The sequence below is a fragment of the Piscinibacter sp. HJYY11 genome (genome assembly GCF_016735515.1).
Lineage (GTDB): Bacteria > Pseudomonadota > Gammaproteobacteria > Burkholderiales > Burkholderiaceae_C > Rhizobacter.
Window position 1 is genome coordinate 2,121,272 of record NZ_JAERQZ010000001.1, and the last position, 21,584, is coordinate 2,142,855.

21 protein-coding genes are annotated in these 21,584 nt (G+C 70.2%); 12 read left to right on the plus strand and 9 right to left on the minus strand.

Going from position 1 to position 21,584, the window contains the following annotated elements; genetic code table 11:
* Nucleotides 1-114 precede the first annotated feature (114 nt).
* The 3 genes from JI745_RS09695 to JI745_RS09705 all read right to left on the minus strand — a co-directional run bounded on the left by JI745_RS09695 (nt 115) and on the right by JI745_RS09705 (nt 3,917).
* On the minus strand, nt 115-1,404 hold the full coding sequence (locus JI745_RS09695; protein WP_201805728.1) for a phospholipase D-like domain-containing protein: 1,290 nt from the start codon (nt 1,402-1,404) through the stop codon (nt 115-117).
* 135 nt (nt 1,405-1,539) lie between these two features.
* The gene (locus JI745_RS09700) at nt 1,540-2,607 is read right to left on the minus strand and encodes a class I SAM-dependent methyltransferase (RefSeq protein WP_236674951.1); all 1,068 of its coding nucleotides are present in this window, start codon (nt 2,605-2,607) and stop codon (nt 1,540-1,542) included.
* Between the two features lie 14 nt (nt 2,608-2,621).
* Nucleotides 2,622-3,917 carry a vanadium-dependent haloperoxidase gene (locus tag JI745_RS09705; RefSeq protein WP_201805729.1) on the minus strand — a complete coding sequence of 432 codons (1,296 nt, stop codon included), beginning with the start codon at nt 3,915-3,917 and terminating at the stop codon, nt 2,622-2,624.
* A 157-nt stretch (nt 3,918-4,074) separates the two neighbouring features.
* Here JI745_RS09705 and JI745_RS09710 point away from each other — a divergent pair, with 157 nt between their 5' ends.
* The 8 genes from JI745_RS09710 to JI745_RS09745 all read left to right on the plus strand — a co-directional run bounded on the left by JI745_RS09710 (nt 4,075) and on the right by JI745_RS09745 (nt 12,357).
* Nucleotides 4,075-5,112 (plus strand): GlxA family transcriptional regulator, encoded by a 1,038-nt coding sequence (locus tag JI745_RS09710; RefSeq protein ID WP_201805730.1) that lies wholly within the window; start codon nt 4,075-4,077, stop codon nt 5,110-5,112.
* Nucleotides 5,113-5,131: 19 nt separating this feature from the next.
* A complete protein-coding gene (locus JI745_RS09715) occupies nt 5,132-6,013 on the plus strand; it encodes a hypothetical protein (RefSeq protein WP_201805731.1) in 882 nt (293 codons plus the stop codon).
* A gap of 170 nt (nt 6,014-6,183) precedes the next feature.
* Nucleotides 6,184-9,081 carry a hypothetical protein gene (locus JI745_RS09720; protein WP_201805732.1) on the plus strand — a complete coding sequence of 966 codons (2,898 nt, stop codon included), beginning with the start codon at nt 6,184-6,186 and terminating at the stop codon, nt 9,079-9,081.
* Nucleotides 9,082-9,166: 85 nt separating this feature from the next.
* Nucleotides 9,167-9,523 carry a YciI family protein gene (locus tag JI745_RS09725; protein WP_201805733.1) on the plus strand — a complete coding sequence of 119 codons (357 nt, stop codon included), beginning with the start codon at nt 9,167-9,169 and terminating at the stop codon, nt 9,521-9,523.
* Between the two features lie 118 nt (nt 9,524-9,641).
* On the plus strand, nt 9,642-10,073 hold the full coding sequence (locus JI745_RS09730; RefSeq protein ID WP_201805734.1) for a YciI family protein: 432 nt from the start codon (nt 9,642-9,644) through the stop codon (nt 10,071-10,073).
* Nucleotides 10,070-10,609 carry an SRPBCC family protein gene (locus JI745_RS09735; protein WP_201805735.1) on the plus strand — a complete coding sequence of 180 codons (540 nt, stop codon included), beginning with the start codon at nt 10,070-10,072 and terminating at the stop codon, nt 10,607-10,609. Before JI745_RS09730 ends, JI745_RS09735 begins: the two co-directional genes overlap by 4 nt.
* A 38-nt stretch (nt 10,610-10,647) precedes the next feature.
* Nucleotides 10,648-11,058 carry a VOC family protein gene (locus JI745_RS09740; RefSeq protein WP_201805736.1) on the plus strand — a complete coding sequence of 137 codons (411 nt, stop codon included), beginning with the start codon at nt 10,648-10,650 and terminating at the stop codon, nt 11,056-11,058.
* 21 nt (nt 11,059-11,079) lie between these two features.
* Entirely contained in the window at nt 11,080-12,357 is a 1,278-nt protein-coding gene (locus JI745_RS09745) for an RNA polymerase sigma factor (RefSeq protein WP_201805737.1), read from the plus strand.
* On the opposite strand, the gene JI745_RS09750 is transcribed toward JI745_RS09745, so the two are convergent.
* Nucleotides 12,358-13,599 carry a TCR/Tet family MFS transporter gene (locus JI745_RS09750; protein ID WP_201805738.1) on the minus strand — a complete coding sequence of 414 codons (1,242 nt, stop codon included), beginning with the start codon at nt 13,597-13,599 and terminating at the stop codon, nt 12,358-12,360. It abuts the gene before it with no gap.
* Nucleotides 13,600-13,678: 79 nt separating this feature from the next.
* On the opposite strand from JI745_RS09750, the gene JI745_RS09755 reads away from it, so the two are divergent.
* The 3 genes from JI745_RS09755 to JI745_RS09765 are packed head-to-tail and all read left to right on the plus strand — an operon-like array spanning nt 13,679 to nt 16,296.
* Complete coding sequence (locus JI745_RS09755) at nt 13,679-14,452, plus strand: SDR family NAD(P)-dependent oxidoreductase (protein ID WP_201805740.1); 774 nt, start codon at nt 13,679-13,681, stop codon at nt 14,450-14,452.
* Nucleotides 14,453-14,478: 26 nt separating this feature from the next.
* On the plus strand, nt 14,479-15,360 hold the full coding sequence (locus JI745_RS09760) for an AraC family transcriptional regulator (protein ID WP_201805741.1): 882 nt from the start codon (nt 14,479-14,481) through the stop codon (nt 15,358-15,360).
* 42 nt (nt 15,361-15,402) lie between these two features.
* Nucleotides 15,403-16,296 (plus strand): SDR family NAD(P)-dependent oxidoreductase, encoded by an 894-nt coding sequence (locus JI745_RS09765; RefSeq protein WP_201805750.1) that lies wholly within the window; start codon nt 15,403-15,405, stop codon nt 16,294-16,296.
* Between the two features lie 18 nt (nt 16,297-16,314).
* On the opposite strand, the gene JI745_RS09770 is transcribed toward JI745_RS09765, so the two are convergent.
* Nucleotides 16,315-17,973, minus strand: coding sequence for an alpha-amylase family protein (locus JI745_RS09770; protein WP_201805753.1), 1,659 nt, complete (start codon nt 17,971-17,973; stop codon nt 16,315-16,317).
* Between the two features lie 96 nt (nt 17,974-18,069).
* Here JI745_RS09770 and JI745_RS09775 point away from each other — a divergent pair, with 96 nt between their 5' ends.
* The gene (locus tag JI745_RS09775) at nt 18,070-19,059 is read left to right on the plus strand and encodes a TIGR03885 family FMN-dependent LLM class oxidoreductase (RefSeq protein ID WP_201805754.1); all 990 of its coding nucleotides are present in this window, start codon (nt 18,070-18,072) and stop codon (nt 19,057-19,059) included.
* On the opposite strand, the gene JI745_RS09780 is transcribed toward JI745_RS09775, so the two are convergent.
* The 4 genes from JI745_RS09780 to JI745_RS09795 form a co-directional block, all read right to left on the minus strand.
* Entirely contained in the window at nt 18,995-19,936 is a 942-nt protein-coding gene (locus JI745_RS09780; RefSeq protein WP_201805756.1) for an NAD(P)H-hydrate dehydratase, read from the minus strand. The two genes, JI745_RS09775 and JI745_RS09780, sit on opposite strands and share 65 nt — an antisense overlap.
* Complete coding sequence (locus tag JI745_RS09785; RefSeq protein WP_201805758.1) at nt 19,933-20,715, minus strand: histidine phosphatase family protein; 783 nt, start codon at nt 20,713-20,715, stop codon at nt 19,933-19,935. The genes JI745_RS09780 and JI745_RS09785 overlap by 4 nt, the downstream gene beginning before the upstream one ends.
* Nucleotides 20,716-20,722: 7 nt before the next feature.
* The gene (locus JI745_RS09790; protein WP_201805760.1) at nt 20,723-20,992 is read right to left on the minus strand and encodes a GlsB/YeaQ/YmgE family stress response membrane protein; all 270 of its coding nucleotides are present in this window, start codon (nt 20,990-20,992) and stop codon (nt 20,723-20,725) included.
* 114 nt (nt 20,993-21,106) lie between these two features.
* The gene (locus tag JI745_RS09795) at nt 21,107-21,391 is read right to left on the minus strand and encodes a hypothetical protein (RefSeq protein WP_201805762.1); all 285 of its coding nucleotides are present in this window, start codon (nt 21,389-21,391) and stop codon (nt 21,107-21,109) included.
* Nucleotides 21,392-21,584 lie beyond the last annotated feature (193 nt).

Here is a 21,584-nt window from a genome sequence, read left to right on the forward strand (position 1 = left end):
AATTCTGTCGCGCCCGCACGGCGCTGTCACATTGCAATTGCTCGGTGGACCATTAGAAAACCTAATGCCTCCGTCCGGTGGCGAGGTCGGGCTCCGGCCGTCGCCGTGCCCTCCTCACAGCACCTCGTTGAACACGTGCAGCACGTTGTCGCGGCACTTCGGCCACAGGCCGCGCTGCGACCAGCGTTCGGCATCGAGCTCCACGCACTGGCGGGCGTCGCGCTCGAAGACTGCCTCCAGCTGGCGGGCCAGCACTTCGTCGCAGAGGCTCAGCGTGATCTCGTCGTTGGTCTCCAGCGAGCGGTCGTCGAAGTTGCTGGAGCCGATGGCGCACCAGTGGCCGTCCACGGTCATCACCTTCTGGTGCAGCAGGCAGGTCTGGTACTCGAAGATGCGCACGCCGCCCTCGAGCAGCTTGTGGAAGTTGCGGTGCGCCGCGTGCTGCACGATCGGCATGTCGCTCGCGTCGGTGGACGGCACCATCACCCGCACGTCCACCCCGCGCGCGGCAGCCTTGCACAAGGCCTCGATGGCCTCGTCGTCGGGCAGGAAGTACGGGTTCTGGATGCGGATGCGCCGCTTGGCGACACACACCGCGAGGTGGTGCACGATCTTCACCGCCGGCGGCGAGCCCTCGGCCTTCACGCTCGCCACGTGCGCGGCCACCTCGCCGCAGCGCTCGAGCGGCGGGAAATAGGCATCGCCGAGAAAGAGCTCGCCGGTGTCTTCGACCCAGTTCTCGCTGAACGCCGCCTGCACCCCATGCACCGCAGGGCCACGCAGGCGCACCGCGAGGTCGCGCACGTGCTCGCGGTTCTCGGCATTGCCGAGCCAGCTGTCGACGATGCAGTGGCCACCGACGAGCGCCACGCGCCCGTCGATCACCACGAGCTTGCGGTGGTCGCGGTCGTTGACCACGCCGATGTGCCGCAGCTTGGTCGGGTGGTGCAGGACGAGCCGGCAGCCGGCCTCGCGCAGCCGGCGCTTCGCGTCCTTCCCCATCTTCTTGCCGCCGTTGCCGTCGACCATCACGCGGACCTCGACGCCCGCGCGCCGCCGCTCGACCAGCGCCTCGACGAGCCGCGCGCCGAGCCGGCCCTCCTTCCACAGGAAGGTCTCGAAGTGCACCGACGCACGCGCCCGCGCGATCTCGTCGAACATCATCTCGAAGAAGGCACCGTTCTCGAAGAGCTCGACCGAGTTGCCTTCGTACACCGTGCCCTGGCTCAGGCCCGCAAGTGAAGGCAGCAGCTCCGAGACCGGGCTGTCGCAATCCACCGAGAGACTCGGGTCGCGGTGGCTGCGGATGGACCAGATCACGAGGCCCAGCACCAGGGGCAGCAACATCAGCCCGAGCAGCGCGATCACCGGCAACGACACCGGCGTGGTGATGGCATCGATCACGGCGCTGCACTCCCGAAGTGATGGAGCGCACAGGCTAGAAAAGGTGCAGAGCGGCGTCTGTAGGAAGCGGGCGGGCCCGCGTGTCGGACGCCCGACAGAACCGGCTCGCCTGGCCGACCCGCCGCTCCCAGCGCCTCAGCGCCGCACCTCGAAGATCAGGTTGAACGGCGTCTGCGCCGCCTGCCGGAAATGCGAGAAGCCGGCCTTGCGGAACACGTCGGCCAGGCGCTTCGGTCCGGCCTGCGCGCCCAGCACCAGCTTGCCGCCTTCGGAGACGGCGTGTGCGCAGCAGATGACGGATGAGGCGGCGTAGTAGAGCTGGCCAACCGTGTGGAGGTTGTCTTCCACCTTGTCGGCCGCATACGGCTCCACCAGCAGCACCGTGCCGCCCGGCGCCAGCACCTCGGCCGCGTGGCGCGCGGCGGCGACCGGGTCGCCCAGGTCGTGCAGCACGTCGAAGAAGCAGATGAGGCCGTAGCCGCGGTCGGGGTAGTCGGTGGCGCGGGCGATGGCGAACTGGGCGCGCTCGGACACGCCGGCCTCGGCGGCGAGGCGCTGCGCCTCGGCCACCGACGCGGGGTGCGTGTCGAAGCCATGGAAGCGCGAGTTTGGAAACGCCTTCGCCATCAGCAGCGTCGAGTGGCCGTGGCCGCAGCCGACGTCGGCGACGGCGATGCCGTCGTCGAGCTGCGCCACCACGCCGTCGAGGGCGGGCAGCCACTGCGGCACGAGGGCCGCGCGGTAGCCGTTGCGGTAGAAGGCCGCCACGCCGCAGGCCATGCGCGGGTCGTGCTCGCCCCAAGCCACGCCGCGGCCGCTGCGGAAGGCATCGAGCGCCTTCGGCTCGTCGAACCACATCGCGGCCGGCACGTTCCACGCCGGCGGCACGTAGACCGGGCTCTCCTCGTCGGCCAGCACCAGTGCGTGCTCGGGTGGCAGCTCGTAGGTGTCGCTGCGCGCGTGGTAGGCGAGGTAGCCGCCGGCCGCCTGTGCGTTGAGCCACTCGCGCACGTAGCGCTCGGCGCAGCCGGCGCGCTGCGCCACCTCTTTCGCGCTCAGCGGGCCGGCACCGGCCATCGCCTTGTAGAGCCCGAGCTTGGCGCCCAGGCTCACCATCACGCCGGTGTAGCCGGTGCTGAGGTCGCCGACCGCACGGGCCACGAAGGCATCCAGCTTGGCGTTGTCGATCACGGGGGTGTCCATGCTCGTGCTCCCGCTCAACGAACGCGCGGCAGGGCTTCGGCGACGGCCTGGCCGATGCTGCGGCCCTGGCGGCGGCCTTCCTTGATGGCATACGGGAAGTGGATGCCGGCGTAGAGGCGGGACAGCCCGTTCTCATGCGCCGCCTGCGAGAAGCCGCGGTACTGGCGCGTCACGTTCGGCAGCGTGAGGCTGGTCAGGCTGTAGCGCTGCTTGTCGCCGAAGAGCTCGATCAGCACCTCCGCGGCCGACCAGCCGAGCACCGTGTGCGTCGACGGGTAGTCGGGCACGGGCGGGGTCACGAGCAGCGGCTGCCAGCTCGCATCGGGCTGCGTGTCGGGGTTGCCATCGGTCGCAGCGGCGTGGATCGCGGTCACCGGCCGCCAGAAGCGGTGCTCGTACTTCTCGCCGAAGCCGGCGATGAAGCCATCGGCCATCGCGAAGTGCAGAAGCGTGAAGGCGCGCGCCGCGTCCCAGGCGTCGATGCGGCGCTCGCGCATCACGTTGTTGGCAATGCGGTTCCAGCCGAGCGGCGAATCCTCGTACCAGAACTTCGCGATCTCGGTCTGCTCGGCCGTGCGGGTGCGGCTGTTCACGTCGCCGATCTCGCGCACGGTGGCCAGGTCCTTGGCGTAGCGGTCGCTCGTGAGGGGCAGCGGGCCTTCGAGCGCGTGGTCCGAAAGCTGGATGACGAAGGGCGTGACATGGCCCCAGCCGGGCGCGCCGGCGAAGTCGAAGGGCGGGGTGAACTGGTACTCGCCGGCACCGGGGCGAGGCACGTAGGGAATGAAGGCGCCATCGGCCCCGTCGTTCTGTCGACGGTTCATCGTGGCCCAGGCGGCGGCCTGGCCCAGCGCGATGCCGGCGGTCTTGGTCCCACCGTCGGGCAGTGCCTTGAGCGCCTGCCCATAGGCGGTTTCCACCAGCGCCGCCTGCTCGGGCAGCAGGCGCACCAGCACCTCGCGCGAAGCGGCCGCCACGGCGGCTTCCGGCATCGCCTTGGGCGACTTCGGCAAGCCCGGCGTGTACGACTCATAGCGCCGGTCGATCGCGTTCAGCGCGTCGTGCATCGACGCATGCAGGATCGCCAGCGTGCGCGACTGCGACATCGGGTTGGTGCCCTGGCTGGGCGTGAACGCCGCTTCGGCGACCGAGTTCCACTGCACCACCACGTTGACCGGTGCCGGCGGCTGCGGCGTGCGGGCTTCGGCGGGACGGGGGTTGGCGGTGAGCGACGCGGCGGCGCCGACGAGCGCGGCCATGCTGATCAGCTTCAGGCCGAACGAGCGGCGCTCAGAGTCGAAATGCTTCATGACGGGTCTTCCTTGCAAGCTCACATGCGGAGCAGTTGATGAGGGTTCCCATCGTCTTGGCAGGCCGCTTTTGGCGGCAGTGCCGACCTCGCCCGAAAACGGTTCGTTTGTGCCACCGGGCACCAGCACGTCATGCGTCTGAGCGAAGATGCGCGCCATGCCGAAAGCCGCTCCCCGCACCGCCTCGCGCACGCCCGGTGCGCGCCACGTCTCGCTGGTGGCGCTGCCCGATGCGGTGGTGTCCACACTCGCTGGCATCTACGACGTGATGAACGCACGCTCGCTGATGGGCACGCCGAGCGACTCGGCACGCGCGCCCTTCCAGGTCGAGATCGTCGGCGAGGCGACCGGCCCGATGACGCTCGCAAGCGGGGTGCCGATGCCGGTGCAGCGCGCCATTGCCGACATCGACAGCACCGACATCATCATCGTGCCCTCGGTGCTGCTGCGCGGCAGCTGGTCCACCGGCCGCTACCCCGCGCTCGTGGCGTGGATCCAGCGCATGCATGCGCGTGGCGCGGTGCTGTGCTCGGCGTGCTCGGGCATCTTTCTTCTCGCCGAGACCGGCCTCTTCGACGGCAAGGACGCGACGGTGCACTTCGGCTACGCACGCGACTTCGCCGAGACGCACCCGCAGGTCACCATCCATCCCGAGCGCGTGCTCGTGATCTCAGGCGGGCGCGAAGAGCTGATCAGCTCGGGCGCCTCGACCACTTGGCACGACATGGTGCTGTACCTCGTGGCCCGCTTTGCCGGCGCGACCGATGCGCAGGAGCTCGCGCGCATGTACGCGCTGCAGTGGCACCAGGACGGCCTCACGCCCTACATCACCTTCGAGGGCAAGAGCGACCACGGCGACGCCGAGATCGAGGCCGCGCAGCGCTGGCTTTCGCAGCACTTCTCGGTGGCCAACCCGGTGGAAGAGATGATCAAGCGCTCGAAGCTGGCCGAGCGCACCTTCAAGCGCCGCTTCACCACCGCCACCGGCGTGGCCCCCATCGCCTACGTGCAACGCCTGCGCATCGAAGACGCCAAGCGGCGGCTCGAGCGCACCGACGCCTCGGTCGACGAGATCAGCTGGCGCGTGGGCTACGAAGACGCCGCCTTCTTTCGCCGGCTCTTCAAGCGCACCACCGGCATGGCGCCGGGGGCGTACCGCAAGCGCTTCCGCATTCCGGAGTTCGCGCGTCCCTGAGAGCCCCTAGACTGGCGCCATGCCTGACGCCCCTGCCCCGTCGCCCGCGCGCACACTGGACCTGGCTGCCATCGGCCTGGACGCGCGCGAACGCGCCGTGCTGGTGTCGATGACGCGCCTGCTCGATGGCCAGGCCGGGCTGCGCCTGCGCTGGGTCGACGATGCCCAGGCCTGCACCACGCTCTTCGTGCCGCACGACTGGACGCAGTACATCCCGCCACCACGCGTGCTGGTGCGGCTGGTGCCGCGCGGCACCCGGCCGGCCGAGTCGCCCCGCGGCCTGGCGCTGGCCTTGCCCATCCGCGTGAGCGACATGAACGAGGTGCTGGCCGCCGCGACCGCCTTGCACGAGCTGGCCCTCAGTGCCGTGCAGCGCGAGCACACGCGCATGGCCCTGAACGCGCTGCGCGACCTGCTGGTCGGGGCGCTGCTCGCCGGCGAACGACGCCGCACCCTCGTTGGCCTCGGCGGTGGGCAAAGCATGGTGATCGACTTCCGCTCCGGCGAGATCACGAGCTCGCTGTCGCAGGCCGAGCTGATGTTGAGCCCGCTGCAGCTCGCCGAGCCGCAGCGTGCGCCCGACACATTTCCGTGGCTGGGCACGACCCACACGCTGCGCCTGTCGACCTTGCTGTGGACGCTGACGCACGCACTCATCGACCAGGGCGTCTCGCCGCGCACCATCAACGGCCGCTACCAGCTCGTCTCTGCGCCGGAGCCGGCGGCCCTCACCCGCCCGAGCGCACCGCGGCTGGTGGCCGCGTGGACGCAGCGCGCGATGGGCGTCGGCGAGGCCGCCGTGGCGGGTGGCCTGTCGGCCTTCGAGATCCTCTGGTTCCTGAGCACGGCGCTGGCGCTGGGCATCGCGGTGCCGGCGGCCGAGCCTGCCGCGGGGAACTGAGGCCGGAAACCCGGCCGTGTCTTCCTCTGTGTTGAGGAGAGGCACCCCCCACACATCGTCTTCGAGTTAGGGGAGAGGCCAAACCTTAGGGGGCGGCACGCACCGCATCGGTTCCTAGACTGAATTCGAGCCGGCACACGCCTTGTGCCGGCAGGTTCAGTGGAGGTCCCATGACACAAGAGTTCAATGCCGCCGCGAAGGCGATGGTCACCCGCGATGCACACGGCACGGTGCGCGACGTGCAGCACGTCGACGAGGTGTTCATCAGCGCCGCCGGCAGCCCCTTGCTCGCCGCGCACGAGTACCTGCTGCGCCACGGCGCGCTGCTGGGCGTGGGCGCCGCCGAGCTGGCGAACTTCAGCCTGGCGCCCGAGGCCGAGCCGCGCGCGCTCGGCGTGGAGCTGCGCTACAGCGAGGAGAAGCCGCAGTTCGACATGACCACCGTGGTCTTCGACCAGACGCTCTTCGGCCTGCCAATCTGGCAAGCCGGCGTGTCGGTGCACCTGCAGCGCGACCCCTTCGTCGTGGTCGCCGCGCAGTCGAAGCGGCACACGCAAGTCGACGCCGACATGCCGAGCGCCGACGCGCTCAAGAGCGCCGCCAGGCTCGACAAGAAGCGCCTCACCAAGGAGCTGGGCATCGACCACGACAAGGCCTGCGATGCGAGCTCGTTCAAGGTGCTGCGCCAGCGCCTGATGGTCTACCGCTACGACCCGGCCGAGCGGCTCGCACGCGACCACCACGCCCCCGCGCACACCGCGGCACAGACCGCGCAGCCCTCCTCGCCGAAGCGCCACCTGCATCCCACCCTGCCGCTGCCTCCAGTGAACGAGCGCGTGCGCGCCGGCCGCCACCAGGTGGTGGTCGAGCTCACCTTCTCGGTCACGTGGAACGGCATCGCCGACCTCGCCTGGGTGGCGCTGCTCGACGTCGACACGCTTTCGGTGCTCTACCTGCGCGCCTTCATCGACGACGTGAACGGCCTGGTGTTCGAAGCCGATCCCATCACGCTGAACGGGGGCCCGCTGCCCAGCGCCACCACCGCACAGCTCAACCCGCTGCGCTCGACCGTGCAGCTGCCCGAGCTGGTGCCAGCGGCCGGCGTGGTCTCGCTCACCGGCCCGCACGTCGCGGTGCAGGACCTCGAGGCGCTGGCCGCCGCACCGCCCACACGCCCCGCCGGCTCGCCTTTCAGCTACGACGCCCGCACCAACCACTTCGCGGCCGTCAATGCCTACTACCACTGCGACCGCTTCTTCCACCTGGTGCGCGACCTCGGCTTCGACCTGCCCACCTACTTCACCGGCACGCCCTTCCCTTCGCCGGTCGACCACCGCGGCAACATCTGGGGAAGCACCAACACGATCAACGCCTACTGCGCCGGCAACGGCAGCTACGGCATCCTGCGCACCGCCTTCATGCTGGCCGACCTGGGCGACGTGGCCAACCCCCTCGGCCTGGCCTGCGACTGGCGCGTGGTGCTGCACGAGCTCGGTGGCCACGGCATCCTCTACAACCATGTGAACTCGCCGAACTTCGGCTTCGCGCACAGCGCGGGCGACAGCTTCGCCGCGGTGCTCAACGACCCGGCCTCGCAGGCGCCCGACCGCTTCGAGACCTTCCCCTGGGTCTACAGCGTGATCGACCGCCGGCACGACCGCGACGTGACGGCCGGCTGGGCCTGGGGCGGCATGTTCGACGTGGGCGGCTACCCGTCGGAAGAGATCCTCTGCACCACCCACTTCCGCCTCTACCGCTCGGTGGGCGGTGACGGTGCCGAGCTGAAGCAGCGCGAATACGCCGCGCGCTACGTCGCCTACCTGATGCTGCGCACCATCGGCTCGCTGACGCAGGCCACCAACCCGTCCGACGCCGAAGCCTATGCCACCACCATGATCGCGGCCGAGCGTGGGAACTGGACGAGCGAAGACATGGTGGGCGGCGTCTACGGCAAGGTGGTGCGCTGGGCCTTCGAGAAGCAGGGCGCCTACCAGCCACCGGGTGCCCCGCAGGACGTGGTGACCGAAGGCGCGCCGCCCGACGTCGACCTCTACATCGACGACGGTCGCCACGGCGAGTACCAGTTCCAGGAGCACTTCTGGGAAACGCGCGACATCTGGAACCGGCACGAGCCCGATGGCGAGACCCGCCACCAGACTCCCATCGTCTGCCGCAGGAACCACGCGTATGTGCGCGTGAAGAACCGCGGCACGAAGGCGTCGAAAGGTGGTCGTGTGCACGGCTGGCATGCCCGCCCCGGCGCGGGCCTGGTGTGGCCCGACGACTTCGAGCCGATGACGACCGCTTCCCTCGGCCTGCCGCCGCTCAAGCCGGGCGACGAGGTGGTGGTGGGCCCGTTCGAATGGACGCCGATCCACCCCGGCCATGAAGTGATGTTCATGAGCGTCACCGCGCCGCAGGACCGGGCCAACAACGACCGCCTCACCGGCCTGCCCGCCGCCAAGGGTCCGACGCCGGCGTGGCGCCTGGTGCCCACCGACAACAACATCGCGATGCGCGCGCTGATCCCGGTGCCGGGCGGCGGTGGGCGCTGTGCGCTCGAGGCGGCGTTCTGCAATCGCAGGTTCTGGGCACACAACCCGTTCGCGAAAGCCGCGCGCATGGAGATCCGCGCGGTGCTGCCGCCGCTGCTCGCATCGCGCGGCTGGACGATGCACTTCCACAACCCCGGCGGCAGCCACTTCACGCTCGGGCCGCGCGACGAACGCGAGATCCGCCCGGTGCTCGTGAGCGGGCGCGACTTCAGCCCCGGCGAGCTGGCCGACGAAGGCCCGGCCACGATCACCGTGCTCGTGCTCGCCAACGGGATCGTCGTCGGCGGCATGAGCTACCGGCTCGACCCCGAGCTCGACGCCCCGGCCCGCGAACGGCCGGTGCCGAAGGACTGCCGGCCGCAGCCCGAGCCCTGCCAGGACGACAAGCCACGCTGCGACGATGACAAGCGGCCCTGCGACGACGCCAAACCCTGCGAGCCGCCGAAGCCGCAACGCCACTGCTGCGAGCCGTGCATCGATGACCGCTGCTGCCCGCCGCCGGCCCGCTGCTGAAGAAAGTGGTGACGGCGGCAAGGTCCTGTGCATGCCAAGGGGCTTCCCGTATTCTTCGGCCCTCGCACCACACGACCTCGCCGCCATGTCCTACATGCTCCTCATCCATGAACCGATCGGCCAGCGCGCGGAGCGCGGCGAAGCCGAAGGCCGCGTCGCCTATGACCGCATGTTGAAGTGGGGCGCTTCGCTCCGGGAGCGCGGCGTGCTGGTGGCCAGCGAGTCGCTGAAGTCGCAGGACGAAAGCGCCGCGCGCCTGCAGGTGCGCAACGGCCGGGCCTCGGTGCTCGACGGCCCCTTCGCCGAGGCGAAGGAAATGATCGGCGGCTTCTTCCTGCTGAACTGCAAGACGCGCGAGGAGGCGCTCGCCATCGCCCGCACCTGCCCGGCGGCCGAATGGGCGACGGTGGAAGTGCGCGGCATCGCCCCCTGCTACGAGTGAGGTCAGGCCTCAGGGTTTGCACTTAGCAGACCCCATGTCGAAATCGCCCCGGCTGCTTCGTCGTGGGAATGAGAGCCGATGAACAAGGCTCCATCCCCGCCACGACAGGAGAGCCGACATGCGTTTCATGATCCTCATCAAGGCCACGCCCGCCTCCGAAGCCGGCGTGGTGCCCGACGACGCCCTGATGGCCGCGCTGGCCGACTTCCACGAGCAACTGGCCCGCGAAGGCGTGCTGCTCGATTCGAACCCGTTGCACCCGAGCGCCATGGGATGGCGCGTCCACCATGACCGCCAGGGCGGCCGCCGCATCGTCGACGGTCCGTTTGCCGAGACCAAGGAACTCATCAGCGGCTACACGCTGATCCAGGTGCGTTCGCGGGAGGAGGCACTGGAGTGGTCGCGCCGCTTCCCTGCGCTTTCCCCGGGCCACGACTGTCACATCGAGCTGCGGCAGGTCTTCGAGCTGGGTGACTTCGCCGGCGGCGAGGCCGTCGACCGATTCAAGGCGCTGGAAGCCGCCACCCTCACCCGGGGAGCCGCAGCATGATCAAGATCCTCATCACCGTGGCCGTCGTGCTCGTGCTCGCCGTGGGCGCCCTGCTCGCCGTGGCCGCCACCAAGCCCGACACCTTCCGCTTCGAGCGCTCGATCACCATCAACGCCGGCCCCGACAAGATCCACCCGCTGATCAACGACATGCAGCGCTTCAACACCTGGAACCCCTACAACAAGAAGGACCCGGCGATGAAGACCACCTACCGCGGCCCGCAGTCCGGACCGGGTGCGGCCTACGACTTCGACGGCAACGGCGAGGTGGGCAAGGGCACGATTTCGATCATCGAGCCCTCGGGCCCGAGCACGGTCTCGATGCGTCTGGACATGAAGGCGCCGATGGAGGCCAGCAACCTCATCGACTTCACGCTGCGCCCGACCGGCAACGCCACCCAGGTGACCTGGGCCATGCACGGCCCTACGCCCTTCATCGCCAAGGTGATGCACACGCTCATCGACATGGACAAGATGCTCGGCAAGGACTTCGACGCCGGCCTGGCGGACCTGAAAGCCCTCGCCGAGCGCACCTGATCCGACTCTCTCACCCCCACACCCACTGGAGCACCGCCATGACCAACCAACAGATCTTCGTCAACCTGCCCGTCAAGGACCTGCCGCGCTCGCGCGCCTTCTTCGAAGCCCTGGGCTACCACTTCAACCCCGAGTTCAGCAACAACGAGGGCGCCTGCTGCGTGATCAGCGAGCACATCTACGCGATGCTGCTCACCGAGCCCTTCTTCAAGAGCTTCACCAAGAAGCCGATCGCCGATGCGAAGCAGACGACCGAGGTGCTGATCTGCCTGTCGTGCGAGAGCCGCGCGCAGGTCGACGAGCTCGTGGCCAAGGCCGTCGCCGCCGGCGGCACCGCCCCCAACGCCAAGCAGGACCATGGCTTCATGTACTCGCATGGCTTCGAAGACCTCGACGGCCACGTGTGGGAGCTCGTGTACATGGTGCCCGGCGCCACGCCGAACGCGTGATGCTTCGTGCAACACTGCGCCATGACCTCGGAGAAGACTCACCAAGCCATCACCGCCGTCTGGCGCATCGAAGCGGCCAAGATCATCGCCAGCGTCGCGCGCATGGTGCGCGACGTGGGCCTGGCCGAAGAGCTGGCACAGGACGCGCTGGTGAGCGCGCTGGAACACTGGCCGAAGGACGGCGTGCCCGACAACCCCGCCGCCTGGCTGATGACCGCCGCCAAGCGCCGCGCCCTCGACCAGCTGCGCCACCACAAGCTCGCGGCCGAGAAGCATGAGCAGATCGGCCACGAGCTCGAAGCGCAGGAGGCCCTGATCGTGCCGGACTTCGTCGACGCCCTCGACGCCGCCCGTGCCGACGAGATCGGCGACGACATGCTGCGCCTGATCTTCACCGCCTGCCACCCGGTGCTGAGCACCGAGGCGCGCGTGGCCCTCACGCTGAAGATGCTGGGGGGCCTGTCGACCGCCGAGATCGCGCGCGCCTTCCTCGTGCCCGAGCCCACCATCGCGCAGCGCATCGTGCGCGCCAAGCGCACCCTCACTGCCGCCAAGGTCCCCTTCGAGCTGCCGCGCGGCGACACGCTCGGGCCCCGGCTGGCGTCGGTGCTCGAAGTGATCTACCTCGTCTTCAACGAGGGCTACACCGCCACCGCGGGCGACGACTGGATGCGCCCTGCGCTGTGCGACGAAGCGGTGCGCCTCGGGCGCGTGCTCGCCGGCCTCGCGCCCGACGAAGCCGAGGTGCACGGCCTCGTGGCGCTGATGGAGCTGCAGGCCTCGCGCACCGCGGCCCGCACCGACGCCGAAGGCAAGCCGGTGCTGCTGATGGCGCAGGACCGCAGCCGCTGGGACCAGCTGCTGATCCGCCGGGGCTTGAGCGCACTCGAGCGCGCCGAGGCGCTCGCCTCGGGCACCCCGGGCCCCTACCTGCTGCAAGCCGCGATCGCCGCCTGCCATGCGCGCGCGCATGTCGCGGACGACACCGACTGGCCGCAGATCGCCGCGCTCTACGACGCGCTTGCGCAAGTGCAGCCCTCGCCGGTGGTCGAGCTCAACCGCGCGGTGGCGGTCAGCATGGCCTACGGGCCGGCCGAGGCGCTGGCGCTGGTCGACGCGATGCGCGACGACCCCAGCCTCAAGAGCTACCAGTGGCTGCCCAGCGTGCGCGGCGACCTGCTCGCCAAGCTCGACAGGCGCGAGGAAGCCCGCGCCGAGTTCGAGCGCGCGGCGGCGCTGGCGGGCAATGCGCGCGAGCGCGAGTTCCTGCTGGAGCGGGCGCGCTCGATGCTGAACTGATCAACTGCGCACCGAAGTCCGCCAGCCCACGAACCCCGCCGACGCGAGCACCAGCGACGCGATCAGGAACGCGAGCCCCGGCAGGTGCACCCAGGCCGCGTCACCCACCGACACCGAGTACACCCAGCCGAAGAAGAGCGGCGACAGCACGCCCGCGATGCTGGCGACGCTGTTGTTGGCCCCTTGCAACTGGCCCTGCTCCGACTCCGACACCCGGCGTGTCATCAGCGACTGCAGCGTGGGCATGGCCAGGCCCCACAGGCCGTTGGGCAGCATGGCTGCGACGAAGAGCCAGCCCGTGGGCGCGAGGCCCATGCAGGCGATGCCGATGGCGCCGAAGCTGAGGCCCAGCACCATCGTGGGCCCGTCGCCCAGCCGCTTGACCACCGGGCCGACGATCACGCCCTGCATCAGCATGTCGAGGATGCCCACGAACGCGAGCAGCCCGCCGACTTGCGCAGCGCCCCAGCCGTAGCGGTAGCCCGCGTAGAGCACGAACACCGCCGAGAAGAGGTGGTGCGCGAAGTGCAGCAGGAAGTTCACGCCCGCGAGGCCGGTGAGTTCCGGGTGGGAGCGCAGCAGCGTGAGCGCACCGAAGGGGTTGGCGCGCTTCCAGCTGAAGGCCATGCGCTTCTCGGGCGGCAGCGATTCGGGCAGCACGAAGAGCCCGTAGAGAAAGGTGATCGCGCCCAGCGCCGCCGCCGCCCAGAAGGGCGCACGCGGCGACCATTCGCCGAGCAGGCCGCCCAGCAGCGGCCCCGCGACGAAGCCGCCGCTGAACGCCGCGCCCACGAGCCCGTAGACCCGCGCGCGTTTCTCGGGCGGCGTGATGTCGGCGAGGTAGGCAAACGCGGTGGTGAAGCTCGAGGTCGTGATGCCGGCGATCAGCCGCCCGACCGCCAGCCACCACAGGTTGGGTGCGAGCGCCATCAGCACGTAGTCGGCCGCCAGGCCGATCGACGACAGCAGCAGCACCGGCCGGCGGCCGTAGCGGTCGGACAGCGAGCCGATGATGGGCGAGGCCACGAACTGCATCAGCGCCCACAGCGCGATGAAGAGACCGTTGAGCACACCGGCCTGCGCGTTGGAGCCGGCGAACTGCTCGATGAGCTTGGGCAGCACCGGGATGATGATGCCGAGCGCCACGATGTCGAGCGCCGCGGTGACGAGGATGAAGCCGACCGCGGCCTGGCGGTGGAAGAGGTTGGCGAACATGGGCGGCGAGCATGCCACGCCATTCATGGTCCATGTCAGTCAATGTCAGCACCTCGGAACGGACCTTGCCGCGAAGGGGCATCCATTCACTGCCAAGGAGATGCCCATGCCCCACCTGCCCGACCTGGCGAGCGAATTCCGCGGCCGCACGGCACTCGTCACAGGCGCGGCCACCGGCAACGGCGAGGCCATCGCTCGCCGCCTCTTCGCCGGTGGCGCGAGCCTCGTGGTCTGCGGCCACGACCTGCAAGGGCTGCAAGTGCTGCTGCGCGAGCTCGACCCGCACGGCGAGCGCAGCCGCGCCGTCGAGGCCGACGTGCGTGACCCGCAGGCCATGGCGCGTGCCGTGTCGGTGGCGGTGCGCGATTTCGGCGGGCTGCAACTCGCCGTCAACAACGCCGGCGTGACCGGCCCCGCCGACACGCCCACCCACGAGCTGCCGCTGGACGCATGGCGCAGCGTGATCGACACCGACCTCACCGGCATGTTCATCTGCCTCCAGGCCGAACTGCCGGCGATGCTCGACGGCGGCCGCGGGGCGATCGTCAACCTCTCGTCGGCCAACGGCATCATCGGCGTGGCCGGCCTGTCGGCCTACACCACCGCCAAGCACGGCGTCATCGGCCTCACCCGCAGTGCCGCGCTGGAGTACGCCGATCGCGGCATCCGCATCAACTGCATCGGGCCGGGCTACGTGGGCACGCCGCGCATCCTGGAGATGCCACAGGAGGTGCTCGACCAGTTCGCCGCGATGCACCCGCTCGGCCGCCTGGCAAGCCGTGAGGAGGTGGCCGAGTTCACCGCCTTCCTGCTGTCGGACAGGGCCTCCTTCTGCACCGGCGGCTTCTACCTGGTCGACGGTGGGGCCACGGCCCGCTGAGGTCAACCGTCGACGAAGATGGCGGCATGAGCGACCGCCTGTTCCTGCGCCTGCCCGAAGACGAGCTGCACGGCCCCGAGGCCGGGCCGATGCCGCAGGCGAGCCTGCAGCCGGTCGTGCTGCACGCGGCGCTGCGGGGCCATGTGGCCGACATGCTGCTGTACCACGAGACCGTGCCCCGCGATGCCGAGCTGATCGAGCGTGTGGTGCCCGACGGGCACCTGCGGCTCGTCTTCAATTTCGGTGACGCTCCCTCGACCGCCGAGGCGCCCGGGCTCGTGGCCGGCGTGATCGGCCCCAGCGCGGCGCCCTCGCTCGTGCGCTTGCGCGGGCGCATGCACGCGTTCTCGCTCACGCTTCGGCCCGGTGCGGCCACCGCACTGCTGGGCGTGCCGGCGGGCGAGTTCAACGGTGCGGCGGTGCCGCTCGACGCGATATGGGGCCGCGAAGGCGCGGACCTGCAGGCGACACTGGCCGACGAGCGCAGCGACGCCGGCCGCGCCCGGGTGCTGCAGCGCCATCTGCTGCGCCGGGTGCAAGGGCTGCGCCGCGAATCGCCGGCGCGACAGGTCGACGAGGCCCTGCGCCTGCTCGCCCGCACCGACGCCCCCACTTCCATGGCCGACATCGCCGGGCGGCTGGGCTGCGGCGAGCGCCGGCTGCAGCAGCTCTTCCATGCCCATGTCGGCCTGCCACCGCGCACCTGGCGCCGGCTGTTGCGATTGCAGGTCTGCCTGCGCCGCTTGCGCGAGGTCGAGGGCGGTCCACCGGACTGGGCCGGCCTGGCCGCTGATTGCGGCTTCTACGACCAGCCGCACCTCGCCAACGAATTCCGGGCCTTGTGCGGCCTGAGCCCGACCGACTACTGGTGCAGCACGATTGCGGGTTCTTCCAAGACACCGGCCTGAGCAGCGGCCAAGATGGCGGCTCACCGATTGAAGGAGACCGCCATGCCCGACACCCCACGCCCCCTGCAAGGCCACGTCGCCGTGGTCACCGGCGCCAGCCGTGGCGCCGGCCGCGGCATCGCGCTCGAGCTGGGCGCCGCCGGTGCCACTGTCTACGTCACCGGCCGCAGCACGCGCACGCAAGCCGCCCGCGGCTACGAGCAGATCCTCGCGCTGTCGAAGCTCGACACGCTGCCGGGCCACATCGACGACACCGCCGACGAGGTCACGCGCCTCGGCGGCCACGGCATCGCGGTGCGCTGCGACCACACGCGCGAAGACGAGGTGCGCTCGCTCTTCGAGCGCGTCGCGCGCGAGCAGCAGGGCCGGCTCAACCTGCTGGTCAACAACGCCTGGGGCGGGCACGAGACCTTCGACGGCGTGTTCGATGCGCCCTTCTGGGAACGCCCGCTCACGCACTGGGATTCGATGATGGACCGCGGCGTGCGCAACCACCTCGTGGCCAGCCGCTTTGCGGCGCCGCTCTTCCTGAAGCAGCAGCGCGGGCTGATCGTCACCACCACCTATTGGGACCGCGGGCACTACCTCAAGGGCAACCTCTACTACGACCTTGCGAAGTCGGCGATGGTGCGGCTCGCTTTCAGCATGGCCGAGGAACTGAAACTCCATGGCGTGGCGTCGGTGGCGCTCTCGCCGGGCTGGATGCGCACCGAGTTCGTGTTGCTCGGCCACCAGACCGACGAGGCGCACTGGCAGGAACGGCCCGCGCTCGCCCGCACGGAGTCGCCGCGCTACCTCGGCCGCGCCGTGGCCGCGCTCGCCGCCGACGCGCAGGTGATGCGCCACACCGGCGAGCTCCTGCGCGTGGGTGACCTCGCCCGCAGCTACGGCTTCACCGACATCGACGGCCGGCAGCCCGAGCCCTTCGAGCTCTGAGCCGCCTCCAGCTCGCCGTCAGCACAGGGTGAGCGCATTGCCCTCGGCATTCACCATGAACCAGCGGTAGCCATAGGCCGGCAGTTCGATGTCGTAGCTGCCGTCGTCGCGCAACCCGTCGCGCCGGCCGACGAGGATGTCGTGCACGCAGGCACCTTCGACACCGCTGTTGAGCACCGGCAGGCGCAGCTTGAGGCGCCGGCCGCTGAAGTTGTGCACGGCGATGACCGCCGTGTTCTCGTGCACGCAACGGTGGACCAGCACCTCGCGCTCGCCGGTGTCGACGAACACGCAGTCGCCCAGGCCGAAGGCCGGGCACTCCTTGCGCCGGCGCAGCATGCGCTCCAGCCAGTTGAGCAGCGAGTCGGGGTCGTGGCGCTGCTGCTCCACGTTGACGTTGGCAAACCCGTACTCGCCTTCCTCGATGACCGGCAGGGCCAGGGCCTCGGGCGGCGCCGCCGAGAAACCGGCGTTGGGCTGCGCGCTCCACTGCATCGGCGTGCGCACGGCTTCGCGGTGCGGCAGGCTCAGGTCGTCGCCCATGCCGATCTCGTCGCCGTAGCGAAGCACCGGCGAGCCGGGCAGCGTGAGCAGGAGGCTGTGCACGAGCTCGAGCCGGCGACGGTCGTTGCCCAGCATGGGCGCAAGGCGCCGCCGCACGCCGCGGTCGTAGAGCTGCATGTCGGGTTCGGGGCCGAAGGCGCGAAACACCTCCTCGCGCTGCGCCTCGGTGAGGCGGCCGAAGTCGGCCTCGTCGTGGCTGCGCAGGAAGTTGTTCCACTGGCAGTTGTCGGGCAGCGGCGGCAGCTGCTCCCAGGCGTCCCGCACCGGCGTCGCGTCTTCGCGGGCGAGCGCGAGGAAGAGGTGCTGGTTGAGCCAGAAGTTGAACGACATGTGGATCTTGTCGCCATCGCCGAAGTAGTCGGGCACGTCTTCGGGCGGCAGGTTGGCCTCGGCCATCAGGCACACGTCGCCGCACAACGTCTGCACGTGGTGGCGCAGCTCGCGCAGGTAGTCGTGCGGGTCGGCCTGGCCTTCGGCCGGCAGGTTCTTCAGCTCGATGAGGAAGGGCAAGGCATCGATGCGGAACCCCGTCACGCCGAGCTGGAGCCAGTAGCCGGTGATCTTCTCGATCTCGCGACGCACCGCCGGGTTGGCGATGTTGAGCTCGGCCTGGTGGTCGTAGAAGCGGTGGAAGTAGTAGGCCTTGGCCTCGCGGTCCCAGGTCCAGGTGGTGGTCTGCTCGCCGGGGAAGACGGTGCCCTCGGCCGCATCGGCCGGCTTCGTCTCCGACCAGACGTAGTAGTCGCGGTAGGGCGAGTGCGGGTCGCGCCGCGCCGCCTGGAACCACGGGTGGTCGATCGAGGTGTGGTTGACGACGAGGTCGATCATCACGCGCAGGCCCTTGTCGCGCGCGCTGCGCGAGAACTCGACGAAGTCGCCCAGCGTGCCGAAGCGCGGGTCGACGTTGTAGTAGTCGGTGATGTCGTAGCCGTTGTCGCGCATGGGCGACGGAAAGAACGGCTGCAGCCACACGCAGTCGACGTTGAGGCCGGCGAGGTACTGCAGCTTGTTCCTGAGCCCGACGAAATCGCCGATGCCGTCGCCATTGCCGTCGGCGAAGGTCTTGACGTCCAGGCAGTAGATCAGCGCGTTCTTGTACCAGTGCTCGGCCATGCGCGGGCTCCTCGCGTTGTGTGCTGCGCGAAAGCGGCAAGGCACATGCCGCGGCTTCGGGCCACCCGCACGGAACGGCGCTTGCCGATGGGCACCATGACCCGCATCAGCTACCACGTCTCACACGAGCAGCATTCGCCCAGGGATCTGCTGCACTACGTCCAGCTCGCCGAGGGCGCCGGCTTCGACGCGGCCTTCAGCTCCGACCACCTGCAGCCCTGGGGGCCGGCGCAGGGGCACTCGGGCTTCACCTGGTCATGGCTGGGCGCGGCGCTGCAGGCGACGCAGCGGCTGCACTTCTCGGCCATCACCGTGCCCGGCGGCTGGCGTTACCACCCGGTGGTGCTGGCGCAGGCCATCTCCACACTGGCGGTGATGTACCCGGGCCGCGTGCCCTGGGTCGCACTCGGCAGCGGCGAGGCGCTCAACGAGGCCTGCATCGGCAGCGGCTGGCCGGCGAAACCGGAGCGGCAGCAACGCTTGCAGAAGGCGGCACTGGCGATGCGTGCGCTGATGGCGGGCGAGCGGGTGTCGCAGCCAGCGCCGGTGCCGCTCGACCACGCGCGGCTGTGGACGCGGCCCGACACACCGGTGCCGCTGGTCGGTGCGGCCACGAGCGTCGAGACGGCGCGCTGGATGGGTGGCTGGGCCGACGGGCTGCTCACCGTGGCCTCGCGTTTCGAGGACCTGCAGGCCATCGTGCAGGCCTTCCGTGACGGAGGCGGCGAGGGCAAGCCGGTGCACCTGAAGGTCGACGTGTGCTGGGCCGCGAGCGACGACGAGGCGCTGCAGGCCGCGCATTCGCAGTGGCGCTACAACGCCGCGCCCGGCGATGCCGATGAAGACGCCCGCGAGCCGGAAGACTTCGACCGCCTCACGCGCCACATCACGCCGGACGCGATGCGCGAGCACGTCTTCGTCTCGCACGAACTGGAGGCGCACGTCGAGCACCTGCGCCGCTGGGCGAGCGTGGGCGTCGACACGCTCGACATCCACCAGGTCGCCGGCGACCAGGCCGCGTTCATCCGGCGCTTCGGCGAACAGGTGCTGCCTGCGCTGCGCTTGGCGTCTGTTCGACCGGCGTGAAGCGGCCGCGGTCGAGGGGCGCCAGGCTCCCGATGAGCGCCGGCACCTGCGCGAGCAACTCGCTCGCGAGAAAGCCCACCGCGCCCAGCCGGTCGCCGGCGCGTGCGTGCACCGCCACGCCCCAGGCCGCAGCCTGCAGCAGCGGCGCGCCGCGGGCCGCGAAGCCCACCATCAGGCCGGCGAGGACATCGCCCGAGCCGGCGGTGGCAAGGCCCGGGTTGGCGTTCTCGTGCACCCAGGTCTCGCCCAGCGGGTCGGCGATCACGGTGGTCGCGCCCTTGAGCGCGACGACCGCGTTCCACCAGCGGGCCGCCTCGCGTGCGGCGCTTTCGGCATCGTCCAGCACGGCGCCTTTGTCATGGCCGGTGAGGTGGGCCATCTCGCCGGCATGCGGCGTGAGCAGCACCGGGTGACCGGCGACCGGCTCGCGCGTGGCGCCCCCCATCGCCGCGGCGTCGAGGATCGTCGGCAGCTCCGGGTGGCGCTGGCGCAGCGCCTGGGTCAGGTCGATGGCCGCCGCTTCATCCTGCATGCCGGGGCCGACCAGCACGGCGCTCGCGCGGCGAAGGGCGGTGTCGAGCTGCGACAGGCCTGAGGGGTCTAGCCCGCCGAGCGAGGTCTCGGGCAGCCCGACGACCCGCAGCTCCGGCATCGCCACCGCCACGTGCATCGCAACGGATTCGCCGGTCGCCACGAGCACCTTGCCTGCACCGGCCCGCAAGGCGGCCTGCGCGGCGAGCAGGGCGGCCCCGGGGATCTCGCGGCTGCCCGCGATCAGCACCACGCGGCCTCGCGATTCCTTGTCGCAGCCCGCGTCGATCGTCGGCAAGGGCCAGTGGCGCAGCGCGCCGGTGTCGAGCACACGGCGGCGGTTCATGGCTTGGCGGCCACCGGCACGTCGGGCTCGGCCGTGACCGGCGTGCCGTCCTGCGTCAGCGGCGAGACGAAGTTGATGAGGCGCGGCACCAGCTTGCCGATGGAGCCCTGCGCCGGGTCGTACTCATAGGCCGTCACGCCGCAGTTGGGCACGTCGGCCTGGCGGTCGATGTCGAGGATCTCTGCCTCGCTCTTGCATTCCAGCAGGTAGCGCAGGCAGTTGACGGTGACCTGGTGCGCCACCACCAGCACACGCTCACGCCGGTACTCGCGCGTCACCATCTCGATCACGCTGCGCAGACGCAGGATCACGTCGCACCAGCTCTCGCCCCCCGGCGGGCGGAAGTAGAACTTGCCGACGTGGGCGCGCTGCTCGGCGAGTTCGGGGTATTTCTGGCGGATGCCCAGCACGGTGAGGCGGTCGAGGATGCCGAACTCCTTCTCGCGCAGGCGTTCATCGCGCTCGAGGGTGATGGCGCCGCGGGCGATGCCCGCGGCGGCCAGCAGCCGCTCGGCCGTGGCCTGTGCCCGTACATACGGCGAGCACAGCACCACGCGGGGCTGCTGCGCCGGCGGCAGGGCGCCGAACCAGCGCCCGACCGCATCGGCCTGCTGCTCGCCCAGGGGCGAGAGCGGCACGTCCATGTCGCGCGCGGCGATGTCGATCAGCGTGTGCCCGGCGGCCTCCGCCCGGTCACGCGCGACGTTCCCCGCGCTCTGCCCATGCCGCACGACATAGAGCCACTGGGGCCACTTCTGCTCGGACGGCTGGGCAGTCATGCCGTCGTCAGCGTGCGGAGCCTCGACGGAACAGGTTGACGATGGCCAGGAGGATCACGGCGCCGAGCAGCGAGACCCCCAGGCCCGCGATGCTGAAGTCGTTGCTGTTGATCGTGCCCGTGCCGAGCAGCGGGGCGAGCAGGAAGCCGCCCAGGAAGGCGCCGACGATGCCGACCACCACGTTCAGGATCACGCCCTGTTGGGCGTCGGTGCGCATGATCATGCTGGCGACCCAACCGATAAGACCGCCGACGATGAGCCAGATGATGAAGTTCATGACCGTTCTCCAGTGAAGTTCAAGGTGCGGGCAAGTTACCCGGCACCTTGCAACGGCACGAGCGGAGAAGGTCGCAAACGGTCGTAGGCGGGGGCCTACGCCCCGAGGCCGGCGTCAGAAGAGGCCGCGCGCCACCTCGTAGACCGCGAGCAGCAGGCCGCTCACGATCAGGTTGGCTGCCAGGTGCCGGCCACCGGCGCCGACACGGATGCCGATGCGGGCCGACACGCACGCCCACAGCATCACGAGCAGCAGCGCACCGGCATCGGCCTTGGTCAGCTCCATGCGGGCGACATGGGCCAGGCCCACCGCGAGGACCCACAGGCCCGAGCCCATGACGGCGGCGGCCGTGAGTTCGTTGAAACCGGGCCGGCGAAGCGGCACACCGATGAATTTCATGACAGGTACGGCAAGGGAAAAACGACCCCGGAAGGTTAGCGGCTGTACCGGCGGTTACCGGGCCGAATAGCGGGCACTAGTTCCCGCTTGTCGCCCGACTGCGCGCAGTGCGGGGTCGGGTCGCCCTGCCATTTCCGCCCTCGCCTAAACCGACTGGCATGTGTCCTGCTTTGTTCTTGCATACAAGATGGCA

Bases quoted from the DNA above. Each gene is read 5' to 3' on its own strand.
- JI745_RS09700 (WP_236674951.1), bottom strand. From the start codon at position 2,607: ATGGACACCCCCGTGATCGACAACGCCAAGCTGGATGCCTTCGTGGCC.
- JI745_RS09705 (WP_201805729.1), bottom strand. From the start codon at position 3,917: ATGAAGCATTTCGACTCTGAGCGCCGCTCGTTCGGCCTGAAGCTGATC.
- JI745_RS09710 (WP_201805730.1), top strand. From the start codon at position 4,075: ATGCCGAAAGCCGCTCCCCGCACCGCCTCGCGCACGCCCGGTGCGCGC.
- JI745_RS09715 (WP_201805731.1), top strand. From the start codon at position 5,132: ATGCCTGACGCCCCTGCCCCGTCGCCCGCGCGCACACTGGACCTGGCT.
- JI745_RS09720 (WP_201805732.1), top strand. From the start codon at position 6,184: ATGACACAAGAGTTCAATGCCGCCGCGAAGGCGATGGTCACCCGCGAT.
- JI745_RS09725 (WP_201805733.1), top strand. From the start codon at position 9,167: ATGTCCTACATGCTCCTCATCCATGAACCGATCGGCCAGCGCGCGGAG.
- JI745_RS09730 (WP_201805734.1), top strand. From the start codon at position 9,642: ATGCGTTTCATGATCCTCATCAAGGCCACGCCCGCCTCCGAAGCCGGC.
- JI745_RS09735 (WP_201805735.1), top strand. From the start codon at position 10,070: ATGATCAAGATCCTCATCACCGTGGCCGTCGTGCTCGTGCTCGCCGTG.
- JI745_RS09740 (WP_201805736.1), top strand. From the start codon at position 10,648: ATGACCAACCAACAGATCTTCGTCAACCTGCCCGTCAAGGACCTGCCG.
- JI745_RS09745 (WP_201805737.1), top strand. From the start codon at position 11,080: ATGACCTCGGAGAAGACTCACCAAGCCATCACCGCCGTCTGGCGCATC.
- JI745_RS09750 (WP_201805738.1), bottom strand. From the start codon at position 13,599: ATGAATGGCGTGGCATGCTCGCCGCCCATGTTCGCCAACCTCTTCCAC.
- JI745_RS09755 (WP_201805740.1), top strand. From the start codon at position 13,679: ATGCCCCACCTGCCCGACCTGGCGAGCGAATTCCGCGGCCGCACGGCA.
- JI745_RS09760 (WP_201805741.1), top strand. From the start codon at position 14,479: ATGAGCGACCGCCTGTTCCTGCGCCTGCCCGAAGACGAGCTGCACGGC.
- JI745_RS09765 (WP_201805750.1), top strand. From the start codon at position 15,403: ATGCCCGACACCCCACGCCCCCTGCAAGGCCACGTCGCCGTGGTCACC.
- JI745_RS09770 (WP_201805753.1), bottom strand. From the start codon at position 17,973: ATGGCCGAGCACTGGTACAAGAACGCGCTGATCTACTGCCTGGACGTC.
- JI745_RS09775 (WP_201805754.1), top strand. From the start codon at position 18,070: ATGACCCGCATCAGCTACCACGTCTCACACGAGCAGCATTCGCCCAGG.
- JI745_RS09780 (WP_201805756.1), bottom strand. From the start codon at position 19,936: ATGAACCGCCGCCGTGTGCTCGACACCGGCGCGCTGCGCCACTGGCCC.
- JI745_RS09785 (WP_201805758.1), bottom strand. From the start codon at position 20,715: ATGACTGCCCAGCCGTCCGAGCAGAAGTGGCCCCAGTGGCTCTATGTC.
- JI745_RS09790 (WP_201805760.1), bottom strand. From the start codon at position 20,992: ATGAACTTCATCATCTGGCTCATCGTCGGCGGTCTTATCGGTTGGGTC.
- JI745_RS09795 (WP_201805762.1), bottom strand. From the start codon at position 21,391: ATGAAATTCATCGGTGTGCCGCTTCGCCGGCCCGGTTTCAACGAACTC.